The 11,815-nt window shown below is 36.4% G+C and carries 12 protein-coding genes, 1 riboswitch and 1 other annotated feature; of the genes, 2 read left to right on the top strand and 10 right to left on the bottom strand.

Annotated features, from left to right (window positions below; all coding sequences use genetic code 11):
* Nucleotides 1-5: 5 nt before the first annotated feature.
* A riboswitch (SAM riboswitch) is annotated at nt 6-111 on the bottom strand.
* A 387-nt stretch (nt 112-498) separates the two neighbouring features.
* Nucleotides 499-1,026 (bottom strand): ribonuclease FAU-1 family protein, encoded by a 528-nt coding sequence (locus tag BM211_RS03600; RefSeq protein WP_090995169.1) that lies wholly within the window; start codon nt 1,024-1,026, stop codon nt 499-501.
* 162 nt (nt 1,027-1,188) lie between these two features.
* Entirely contained in the window at nt 1,189-2,460 is a 1,272-nt protein-coding gene (gene gltP / locus BM211_RS03595; RefSeq protein ID WP_090995166.1) for a glutamate/aspartate:proton symporter GltP, read from the bottom strand.
* Between the two features lie 431 nt (nt 2,461-2,891).
* Here gltP and BM211_RS03590 point away from each other — a divergent pair, with 431 nt between their 5' ends.
* A complete protein-coding gene (locus BM211_RS03590) occupies nt 2,892-4,175 on the top strand; it encodes a murein hydrolase activator EnvC family protein (RefSeq protein ID WP_035435240.1) in 1,284 nt (427 codons plus the stop codon).
* Nucleotides 4,176-4,396: 221 nt separating this feature from the next.
* Nucleotides 4,397-4,600 (top strand): hypothetical protein, encoded by a 204-nt coding sequence (locus BM211_RS03585; RefSeq protein WP_090995163.1) that lies wholly within the window; start codon nt 4,397-4,399, stop codon nt 4,598-4,600.
* On the opposite strand, the gene BM211_RS03580 is transcribed toward BM211_RS03585, so the two are convergent.
* The 8 genes from BM211_RS03580 to cysC all read right to left on the bottom strand — a co-directional run bounded on the left by BM211_RS03580 (nt 4,601) and on the right by cysC (nt 11,810).
* Nucleotides 4,601-5,944, bottom strand: a complete 1,344-nt coding sequence (locus BM211_RS03580; protein WP_090995160.1) for a sodium-dependent transporter — start codon at nt 5,942-5,944, stop codon at nt 4,601-4,603.
* A gap of 111 nt (nt 5,945-6,055) precedes the next feature.
* Nucleotides 6,056-6,294, bottom strand: a binding site (T-box leader).
* A 54-nt stretch (nt 6,295-6,348) separates the two neighbouring features.
* The gene (locus BM211_RS03575) at nt 6,349-6,813 is read right to left on the bottom strand and encodes an NUDIX domain-containing protein (protein WP_035435244.1); all 465 of its coding nucleotides are present in this window, start codon (nt 6,811-6,813) and stop codon (nt 6,349-6,351) included.
* Between the two features lie 160 nt (nt 6,814-6,973).
* A complete protein-coding gene (locus BM211_RS03570; RefSeq protein WP_090995157.1) occupies nt 6,974-7,615 on the bottom strand; it encodes an NAD(P)-binding protein in 642 nt (213 codons plus the stop codon).
* Complete coding sequence (locus tag BM211_RS03565) at nt 7,584-8,342, bottom strand: sirohydrochlorin chelatase (protein ID WP_090995154.1); 759 nt, start codon at nt 8,340-8,342, stop codon at nt 7,584-7,586. The genes BM211_RS03570 and BM211_RS03565 overlap by 32 nt, the downstream gene beginning before the upstream one ends.
* A 1-nt stretch (nt 8,343) precedes the next feature.
* Nucleotides 8,344-9,120 (bottom strand): uroporphyrinogen-III C-methyltransferase, encoded by a 777-nt coding sequence (gene cobA, locus BM211_RS03560; protein ID WP_090995150.1) that lies wholly within the window; start codon nt 9,118-9,120, stop codon nt 8,344-8,346.
* A gap of 101 nt (nt 9,121-9,221) precedes the next feature.
* On the bottom strand, nt 9,222-9,434 hold the full coding sequence (locus tag BM211_RS03555; protein WP_090995147.1) for a DUF3906 family protein: 213 nt from the start codon (nt 9,432-9,434) through the stop codon (nt 9,222-9,224).
* Between the two features lie 12 nt (nt 9,435-9,446).
* Nucleotides 9,447-11,069, bottom strand: a complete 1,623-nt coding sequence (locus BM211_RS03550; protein WP_090995144.1) for a nitrite/sulfite reductase — start codon at nt 11,067-11,069, stop codon at nt 9,447-9,449.
* Between the two features lie 111 nt (nt 11,070-11,180).
* Nucleotides 11,181-11,810 carry an adenylyl-sulfate kinase gene (gene cysC / locus BM211_RS03545; protein ID WP_090995141.1) on the bottom strand — a complete coding sequence of 210 codons (630 nt, stop codon included), beginning with the start codon at nt 11,808-11,810 and terminating at the stop codon, nt 11,181-11,183.
* Between the last annotated feature and the right edge of the window lie 5 nt (nt 11,811-11,815).

Here is an 11,815-nt window from a genome sequence, read left to right as displayed (position 1 = left end):
CACTCTTCTCATCTATCAAGCATATCGCTTGCTGGATTTGGCACAGCACTCGAATATGAGTCCGCTGCCGAGGCATCGTAGGGCCAGTCCCTCCGCCTCTCTTGATAAGAAGGTTTTATATTATTTTTTTGTTAATCAATCTTTTCTTACTTTACTCGCTGCATGAAAAAATGTCAAACATTATTTCTATCAAAATAGTTGGTATTTTTTTGATATTATACAGACCCCAAGCGAAACAACCACTTTCTTTTTACGGAGGACGAGAACATCTGCTTCCATATAGAAACGATTAGACCTTTTCCTGCCACGAGCAAAACGGAGACAAAGAAAGTAATTTGTTGTGTCTCATAAGCGCCTTATATGTTAAAAATCAGAATAAATTTATATATATTCATTTTATTTTTTCACCATATAAGTCGCTACTATGCATGGCCAGATGCTCCCGCTTCCTAAAAAAGAGAGTTTTTATGTCGGTTTTTTAATTTATACTTCTATATATTAAAGAGGATCTTTTAGTTTTTGAATTTCTACTTCTAAAATGGAAAACCATAAAAAATCTTCTTCTTCAATTTTTTTCATAATCCACTCTGCCGTATTCCAAGCTAAATCATACTCCTCTTTTGAAATATCGTCTTCCGTATATGCTTCTTCTAGCTCATCTTCATCTAATACATATGTATCTCCGCTTGGCAACAAGACAACATCTAAATATAAATCATCAAAATAAGGTAATCCTCTTTCATCAATTTTATACGCTTTTGCAACATCAATATAATATTGGACAAGCTCTTTTTTCTCGTCTAACATAGCTGTAATCGCAAAATTTTTCCCATTTATAAAATACTGGACCCAAGTATAGCCATTATTCGCAATACAAATGCTCCGATTACTATACTCCTTATAACTCGGCTCTTTTACTTGCTTTATATGTAATATACCTAACATCCCATCCTGTACATCTTTAACCGAATATGTCTTTTCAGTTAATCGTCTCCACGATGATCCATCTCCGTATTTCCGTTTCATCCTCACTTCTCCTTATTTTACATATTAGTTGCGGCTATACAGAACAAAAATGATCGCTTCTATGCACGGCCAGTTCCTCTCGCCTCCACCAAAAAAGAGTTTTTTCATTTGTATTTCTATAAAAAAAAGCCTTCACGTACACCGTGAAGGCCCTTCTAATATTTAAGCTACTTGCTTCTCTGAAATCTCTTTCAAATAAGCTTGTCCTTTTTCTGCGTCATATTGTCCTTCCCATTTAGACATAACAACTGCAGCTAAAGAGTTACCTACAACGTTTACTGCAGTACGTGCCATATCTAAAATACGGTCAATACCAGCGATAAACGCTAAACCTTCAGACGGAATACCTACTGTATGAAGCGTTGCTAATAATACAACGAACGATACGCCCGGTACACCGGCAATCCCTTTTGAAGTAACCATTAATACAAGAAGTAATGTAACTTGTTGCGTAATCGATAAATCAATACCATACATTTGCGCTAAGAAAATCGCAGCAATTGCTTGATATAATGTGGAACCATCTAAGTTAAATGAATAACCTGTTGGAATAACGAAAGATGTAATTGCTTTCGGGCATCCGAAACGCTCCATCTTTTCCATAATCTTTGGTAGAACCGTCTCTGAGCTTGCTGTAGAGTATGCTAAAATAAGCTCGTCTTTTAAAATCTTAAAGAATTGGAAAATATTAATTCCAAATACCTTTGCCGTAAGACCTAATACAACAACAACGAAGAAAATCATTGATCCATAAACAACAATTACTAATTTACCTAATGGAACTAATGACGCTACACCAAACTTAGAAACCGTTACGCCAATTAACGCAAACACACCAAACGGCGCAAACTTCATAACTTGGTTTGTTACATAAAACATTGCATCGGCTACACCATGGAAGAAATTCAGAACTGGTCTTCCTCTTTCTCCAATTGCCGCTATCCCTAAACCAAATAATACAGAGAAGAAAATAATTGCAAGCATATCACCATCTGCTAACGACTTCATAATATTTGTCGGAACAATATTTACGAACGTATCTGCAAATGAATGACTTTGCACTTGTTCTGTTGTAGCAGTATACTTAGAAATATCTGATTTTTGTAACTCTGCCATATTCACGCCTTTTCCTGGCTGGAATACGTTTGCTACTAATAAACCAACAACAATTGCAATCGTTGTAATAATTTCAAAATAAATAATTGTTTTTCCGCCTAAACGTCCAAGCTTTTTCACATCGCCAACGCCGGCAACACCAACAATAATACTCGCTACTACAATCGGTACAACAATCATTTTAATTAAACGAATAAAAATATCACCAATCGGTTGTAGAATCTTTGCAACCTCTGTATTGCCATAAAAGATTGCTCCTACGAGAATACCGAGAGCAAGACCAATTAAAATTTGCCACGCAAGTCCAATTCTTTTCATACTTGCTGCAACCCCCTTCTAAGATGTTCTTAATTTTCATATTCTATTTTTCTATAAAATACAAAAAAATAGAAGTATTAAATATTGTTCAACTATTCAATACTTTCCTCCCTTTTAAAATAATAAGGCAAAAATATTAATCTGACAACTAAATAAGTTTACCAGTATGCAAATATTTTTGTTGACAAGAATAAAAAGCATGTTAGGAAACCTAACATGAGAACGATTCCTTTTTTCTTATTCCTTATTATATATCCGTTAACATATAAATGAATCGTTATAATAAAAACGAACAATTTAGGAGTAAAATTCTTCTAACTTTCGCCATTTAATAACAATTCCTTAAATATTTTTTTACATTATCATTACAACAATAGACATTTTTCTCTTTTTTATGATTATAATAGAATGTAGGGAAAGGAGATAGGCAGATGAACAAAAAAATCACAGCGTTTAGTTTATTGACAGCCGGCACTATTTTCGTTTCTCCCGTGCTTTCAACAGCGTATGCGGAGACGAGTCAAGATAAATTAACTAATATTCAATCACAACTAGACGGTAATCAACAAGAATTACATATGAAATTAGAGGAAAAACAAAAAATAGAAAAAGAGATTCAAGATTTGCAGAAAAAAATCGATGAATTAACTTCTTCTATTAATAAAAACGAGGCAGATTTAAAAGCAACAAAAACAGAAATTGACAAAACACAAGCGAGTATTACAGAGAAAAAAAAGCATATTGAAGAGTTGCAAAAACAAATCGATTCGCGCCAAGAATTAATTAAGCACAGATTACAATCTATGCAAGAAAAGCCACGCACAAATTTAATTACAGAAGTATTAATTAATACAAACAATTTCGCAGAACTACTAGAAAATGTGTATTCTGTTAGCTTAATTTTAAATAGTGATACAGAAATCGTAAAACAACAAACACAAGACCAGGATACCGTTAAAAAAGAAAAAGAAGCGGTCGAGAAAAAAGAACAGCAACTAAAAGAAGCTGAGAAAACTTTACAGAAACAGCAACAAGAACTTCAAGCAAATCAGCAGCAACAACAAACTTTAATTACTGATTTACACGCAAAAGCTTCAAAACTAGATTCTGAAATGGAGAGTTTAGAAGAAGCAAAAAGTATTTTAGAAAATCAACGTAAAGCTGTTCAAAATGCAATTGAAGAAGAAAAGCGGGCGGAAGACGAGAAAAAAGCTGCTGAAGCGAAAAAGGCTGAAGAGCAAAAACAATCCGCTTCTTCATCTCAAACTGCATCTGCACCTGTATCTGTCCCTACACCTGCACCTCAAGGGGGAAGTACAGGCGGTTTCATTAAGCCAGCAGCTGGATCGAAAACTTCAGGATTTGGTGTACGTGAAATGGACAACCATAAAGGAATTGATATTGCCGCATCAGGAACAGTGCCAATTATTGCAGCAGCTGACGGTGTCGTAATTCGTTCTGATTTATCTTCTAGTTATGGAAATGTTGTATATTTATCACACCGTATAAACGGGAAAACTTATACAACTGTTTACGCTCATATGAGCAGTCGTTCCGTTTCTGCCGGACAAACTGTGAAACAAGGACAACAACTTGGATTCATGGGGAATACTGGACAGTCATTTGGACAACATTTACATTTCGAACTTCATATCGGTGAATGGAATCAAGCAAAATCAAATGCAGTTGATCCATCATCTTACATTGGACTGTAATAAAAAAACTCGGCAATTGCCGAGTTTTTTTATTTATGTAAAACAAGTGAGCACCATATTTCATATATACTTCTTACATATTATTTTGCAATCTTTAACTTAATTCCGAAAGAAGTCCCCATCTTCAAGCGCGTGACGGGCAAGAGAAGTGGTGGGTAGTTGACCACCTTCTAGGCATTACACATACAATAACATGAAAGTTTTTTCGAAGAGGTCTACACATGAAACAAGAATTACAAGCAGTTGCAGAATTACAAGAAGCCAAAGAGACATTTATAGACCGAATATTTTCAGTAGTTGGATCCGGTATCTTTTTTATTGGACACACTCCTTTCTTGTTTTGTATACCCAAAGTATACCAAACAAGAACATATGTTTCTATTTATATACTAAAAAAAGCGGAGAATATTCTCCGCTTTTTTTAACTAAAGCACACCAATAACGTTTAAAAGGACAAGAAGAACCGTAATCGGAATAACGTAACGAAGCAAGAAGAACCATATGTTAAATAACGTTTTCCCTCTTGTTTCTGTCACTTCTAATTCTTGCATTAACAGCTCTTTCTTCATTTTATTTGGCACAAAGAGCGAAATGGCTAACACACCAAGCGGAAGTAATACGTTACTCACCGAAAAATCCACTAAATCAAAAAATGTCTTTCCGAATAATTTCACATCACTCATAACTCCAAATGATAATGCTGCTGGAATTCCAACTACGAAAATGAGTAATCCAATTAAGAGCGATGCTGATGGGCGCTTCTTTTCATCCTCTTTCGCTACAGAAGCAACAACAATTTCCAACATAGAAATTGCCGAGGTGATCGTTGCGAAGAAAAACAAAATTAAGAATAAAATAAAGAAAAAATGCCCGAAAGGAATTTCTCCAAATACAGCGGGAAGAACGATAAATAATAATCCAGGTCCTTCTGTCGGACTAACGCCTAACGCAAAAATTGCCGGGAAAATCGCTAGTCCTGCAAGTACAGTAATAAAGACTGTTAAACTTGTAATTGACGTTGCTGATTTTGCTAAATGTTCTTCTTTTTTTAAATAGGAACTATATGTGACCATAACCGAAGCTCCAACCGTAAGCGAAAAGAACGATTGCCCCATCGCATATAAAATTGTTTTCGCTGTTAACTTTGAGAAATCAGGTTTTAAGAAAAATTCGACACCTTTCCACGCCCCATCTAATGTAAGAGAACGAACAATAATGGCAAGAAACAAAACAAATAATAGCGGCATCATATATTTACTTGCTTTTTCAATTCCTTTTTCTACACCTTTACTTACGATAAAAATGGTACAAAGCATAAAAATAAATTGTGCTCCAATGGCACTGATTGGATTGGAGATAGTTTCACCAAATAACTTTGCATAATCAGCACCATTCCCCCATAATCCACCTGTTACACTATAAAACAAATAAAGTAAAATCCATCCTCCCACAACACTATAAAATGATAAAACGCTAAAACAAGTCACGACTCCCATACGACCAATCCATGGATATAGTTTACTATTTGGCACTAATACTTTATAAGCTGTCACCGCTTCTTTTTGCGTACTGCGGCCAATCACAAATTCCGCCACTAAAAGCGGCATACCAATAAATATTGTCATGAGTAAAAAGACAAGGAAAAAGGCTCCTCCTCCACTATTCCCGGCAACATACGGGAATTTCCAAATCGCTCCAAGCCCTACTGCTGCCCCGGCTGCTGCGAGTACAAAACCAATTTTTGACGTCCATTGCTGTGTTTCTTTCATCTTTACTTCTCCTTATTTTATCGTTTTTATTGTTCTTAATCGTATAATTTCATTTCATACTCGCCCACCTCCTTTAGAAAATAAAAAAGTCCTCTACATGCTATTATGCATGTAGAGGACGATATTATAATACCGTGGTACCACCTCAATTGGATAAGTTATCCCACTTTTCAGGTACAGGAATATATCCGATACCTTATCCTTTTAACGGCGGAACCCGGGTTGCCTACTATTCGTTCAACATACCTCTCGCAAGCCCATTCTGTATATTTTATCGTACCGGGCTCACACCTTTTCCCAGCTCTCTGAACGTCTCAAATATACATACTCTTCTTGCTCATCGATTTCATGTATTGAAGTTAATTGTGATTATAGAGGAGATTATTTCATTTGTAAAGAATAAATTAATTGACGTCTCCTAAGTATACTTCAGTTTTTTCATGGTGAATAAAATGTTTTTGTAGTTGCACACATAATGTTTTTGGGTATAAGCGATACTGTGTAATGTTATGTAAAGGCAGCCACTCTATCCCAACTTGATTGGTATCTAACTGCGTCGCTCGCTTCATATCCGGTTCACTTAGAAGTGTACAGGAAAACATATATTCAATTTGATGAAGATCAAAATCAAACTCTGCTTGTTCATGATTTTTACCTATATATTCTCTAATAAACAGTAACTCATTCGGCTGAACTTCAGCACCGATTTCTTCCAAACACTCACGTTTCACCGTCTCTGTAAAAGTTTCCCCCGGCTCTTGACCTCCGCCAACTAACAAATAATATTCCCCGTCTTGATCATGCTTTTTAATTACTAAAAAATGATCATCTCGTACAATTAATGCTTTTACTGAATTTCTAATTTTCATAGCTCTTTCCCCTTTTTTAGTGACGTATTCTTTATTCTATTAAAAAGAGGAACATATCACAATCTATTACAATACGAGCTTTCTCCTTTTGTTTTAAACCTTGCATGTGGCAAAAATAGGCCCTGACCGCTTCTATGCATGGCCAGATGCTCTCGCCCACCTAAAAAGAAAGAAGGTTTTTAGGTTGATCTTTCAATTTGTATTTATCTAAAGAATACAAAAATTCTTCCTGTTCTTCTATATTGTGTATATAGCTAGACTTAAGTACTTCCTGTAATACAACATTTTGTTTCTTCTTATCTAGTTGTAACTGCTTCACTTTCATACGTACTTCATATAAAAAATCTAGATATTCCTTATAGCTATCATCATATTTCCCGGCAATTTTATCACGAATTTTTTTCGCAAGTTTTGGACTTGCTCCTCCAGTAGAAACAGCAATATTCAATTTCCCCCGATGAATGGCTGCTGGAAAATGAACATTACCACTTTCCGGATTTGTAATTACATTTACTAATTGATTTGGCGCTGCATCGTCTGCAATTCTCTCATTTAACAACGAATCGTCCGTTGCCGCAACAACTAAAAAAGCCCCGATAAGATCGCTTGTTTCATATTCTTTTTGAAACCACCGAATTTTTTGTTCTTCTACAAGTGGAATTAAACTTTTATCTAATATTCTACTAATGACAATAATATCAGCTTCCTCTTGCAATAAAGGAGTGATTTTAAATGCTGCGACTCGTCCACCGCCAATGAAAACAACACGTTTATTCTTTATTCGCACCGTTAATGGATACATATTTATTCTCCCTTATCATTTCTTCTGTACGTTTAATGAGTACATCTTGAAAAGCCTGATTTTTGCTTACATACGGACATAATACAATATGAGAATGGCTATATTTTCGAACCGTTTTTTCAATTCTCTTCATTAACAATCCTGTAAATAACAGATACGGAACAATCACAATTGGAGCATTTATTGTTTGAACAAGTTCACGCAGCTTCTCTTCAAATTGCGGCTTAGCTGCTGCTAAATAACAGACTTCAGTCTTCGCTACTTCATCTGCCTCTTCCAACAATAACGCAATGTCCTTAACATCTCTTAACGTTTCCTCATCACTACTCCCTCTTGCTACAAGTAAAAGAGTAACTCGTTTACCAATGGCTTTTATTCCGCTTCCATTTAAAAGTGCAGTAACAAGTTCACGAGAAACTCCAAATGGATTTCCATACGAAAAAGACACATTAGGGTATTGATTTTGTAACCGTCCTAACTCCTCTGGAATATCTTTTTTCACATGAACTGCAGCTAATAAAAAGACAGGAACAATCACAATTTGCGTTGCTCCTTTCTGTACACAAGCTGTAACTCCCTCTGCAATAGAAGGAGATGCTAATTCTAAAAAACATAATTCCTGAATAGAAGCTGATATATGTTCCATGCACGATGTAACAAAAGCAGCCGCTTCTTTACACGCTTCCTGTAAACGGCTGCCATGACAAATATATAGTACTGCTTTCATGTTAAAGTACTCCGCTAAGTGGATATGATTGTTCCATCGTTTGTTCAAACCATTGAATTTTCTCTCGATAGCGTACAACCTCTCCGATTACAATCATACTCGGATTTTGAATTCGCTCCTCTTTCGCTATAGATACGATACTTCCTAGTGTCCCTGTAATTGTACGCTGAGATAATGTTGTTCCCCACTCAATCATCGCTACTGGCGTGTTTTCATTCTTCCCATATTTCAAAAGCTGTTCACATATATAAGGAAGATTGCTTACCCCCATATAAACAGCAAGTGTATCGACGCCTTTTGCTAAGTTTTCCCATTTCACTTCCTCTTTTGCTCCTTCTTTCCGGTGCCCGGTTACAACTGCGAAACTTGTGCTAGCCTCGCGGTGTGTGACAGGAATTCCTGCATATGCAGAAGCTGCAATTCCTGCTGTAATCCCTGGAATAATTTCAAACGGAATACCATGCTTCACCAATACCTCTGCTTCTTCGCCGCCTCTCCCAAATATGAACGGATCTCCGCCTTTTAAACGCGTCACAATCTTTCCTTTCTTTGCATACTTCACTAAAAAAGCATGAATCGTTTCTTGCTTCATCGTATGGTAGTTCGGGAGTTTCCCGCAGTAAATTAAATCCGCTTCTGGCTTTGCATAAGAAAGCAGTTCTTTATTCACAAGACGATCATATAAAATAACATCTGCTTGCTTAATACATTTTACACCTTTCACAGAAATTAACTCCGGGTCCCCTGGCCCTGCCCCAACAATGTACACTTTCCCCATACTTTCCCCTCATTTCTTCTATAAAGTAAAACTTCCATCAGCAGAACATTTTCTACTAATGGAAGTTGACAATGTTCCGTCCTATTCTCCGCTTCCATTGATTAAACCGTTTCCTGTTCATGTAAAACAAAAGCTGCGCCTTTCCGAATTTTCTTTTTCTCATATAAAGAAATTTCTTTCACTTCCGGCAAAGGTAAAAAATATTTTTCAAGTTCCACTTCGACGAGACGAAATGCTTGCTCTTCACTTTGCGCAACAACGACTACTGGAACAACACCATTTGCTAAAACAGCTTCAAAACGATATAAATCCATATTGTTCCCCTCCTACGATGCAATCACTTCTTCTAAAATTGTATCTAATACTCCTTGTAGATTCGTTATTCCAACACGACCAACAAATTCATAAAACGTTTCACTAGGGAGCTTATTTTCCTTAAAATAGGTTAAAAATGCAGCAAGAACATTTGGCAAGTCTTCACCATCTATTTTTCCTTTTAACTTTTCATTGTAAGCACCGCCGTCAAGCAGGGTCCCGCCTACATAAATTTCAAACGCTTCAACCATTCCTTTTTCTTTCGTTTTCATTTTGATACCTTGCAAACCGATATCGGCAATTTGTCTTTGTCCGCAAGAGTTTGGACAACCGACCATATGAATACGAACGGGTACATCTAATACAAGCTGTGTATCTAAATAATCTGCGATATTACGTAATCTTTCTTTCGTCTCCACTAATGCCAAATTACAATATTCAATTCCTGTACAAGAAACTGCATAGCCGATAAATGACTTTGGCTTTGCGGAAATCGCTTCAAATAATGGTTCTTGTAATAACACATCAACACTCTCTTTTAATACGTTCGGTATAATAATATTTTGCGAGTTACATGTCCGAATCTCACCATTCCCATATTGCTTTGCGATTCTAGCAATCTCATACATTTCTTCTGCATGTAGACGACCAACTGGTACATTAAAACCAATATAGTATCGATTATCTTGTTTCTGTTTATGAACACCGTAAAAGTAACCAGCGTTCCATCCCTTTAGAGCACTTTCTCCTCTCTCATATAAGGGTCCTGTATATTGTAATAACTGCTCTTTAAACTTTTCTGCTCCCCAATCTGCAACAAGAAATTTTAGGCGTGCAAGGTGGCGCTTTTCACGATAACCAAAATCACGAAAAATCGTCGCAATCGCAATTGCTACACCTTTTACTTGCTCTGGTAAAACAAATACATCTAATTCTTCCGCCAAATATGGGCGCGCTGATAAACCTCCTCCTACTTTCACATGAAACCCAATGACCTTTTCCCCGTTAATTTCTTTCGTTGCAGGTGTAAATGCTATGCAGTTAATCTCAGCACTTGCTGAATTATACAAATTGGAGCTAATTGACATTTTGAATTTGCGAGGTAAATTTGAAAATTCTTCATTGTGCTGAAAGTATTCGTATACCTCCCGTACAATTACTTGTGTATCAAACAATTCATTTTCATCAATTCCAGCAAGTGGATTCCCTGTAATATTACGTGTAATATCACCGCATGCACCAGCTGTTGATAAACCTACTTTTTCTAATCGCTTAAAAATGTCTGGAATTTGCTCAATTTGTAGCCAATGAAACTGAATTGCTTGACGCGTTGTAATATCAAGTACATCGCGGCCGTAATCTTTTGCAATTGAAGCAAGAGCTTCAATTTGTTCATTCGTTATAATTCCAGACGGGATATTCACACGCATCATAAAATATCCAGCCTCTTTTGGGCGCTGCAAATATAATCCTGCCCACTTAAAAGAATCCCATTCTTCTTTCGGAATAGACGCAAATCCATGTTCAGCATAATGTGGTATATTTTTAAAAATCTCTAAACCGTCTTTTTTTAATTTCTTTTTCTCTGTTGCATTTAATTTTTCATTGTTTGCCCACACTTTTTCATAACTCATCTTGTTTCCTCCCTAAACAAAGTGAAACTTTAATCAGTGGGGATTTTCTTCCTCCCCCAGAATGTTAGGGGGGAAGAAGCGAAGCCACTGGAACTAGCCAACGATTCTCTCTTAATCTTGAGGCGGGGTCTTACTGCCCACAAATTGCGGGATAAAGCTTCGTTTTTGCAAGTAAGTAATAATTTGCTGTGCACATTCTTCAATAGAATAGCGATGTGTTTCTACAATGATCTCAGCTTGGATCGGCTCTTCATATGGAGAATCAATTCCCGTAAACTTCTTAATCTCTCCGCTTCTTGCCCTTTTATACAACCCTTTTGGATCACGCTTTTCACATTCTTCAATCGGACACTTTACAAACACTTCAACAAACTCATCTTGTTCTAATATGTCACGCACTTGCTTGCGATCTTCTCGAAATGGTGAAATAAATGCTGTTATTACAATGCTTCCATTATCAACAAATAGTTTCGCCACTTCGCCGATGCGCCGAATATTTTCTGTGCGGTCCTCTTCGGAAAATCCTAAATCTTTATTTAAACCGTGACGAATATTATCTCCGTCTAATACATAATTACCGATATTTCCCTCAAATAATTTGCGAGCTACTGCATTGGCTACTGTAGACTTCCCAGAAGCTGATAAGCCTGTAAACCACAGAACAAAACTATGATTCTTATTCTGTTTTCGGCGTTCTTCTTTTGAAACAGATGCTGCATGCCAAGTAATATTTGTTCCCATTTTTT

This window comes from Bacillus sp. 491mf (assembly GCF_900112415.1).
In the GTDB taxonomy this organism is placed as follows: Bacteria; Bacillota; Bacilli; order Bacillales; family Bacillaceae_G; genus Bacillus_A.
Note: the sequence above shows the minus strand (reverse complement) of the source record. Positions and strands in the feature narration are given on the sequence as shown.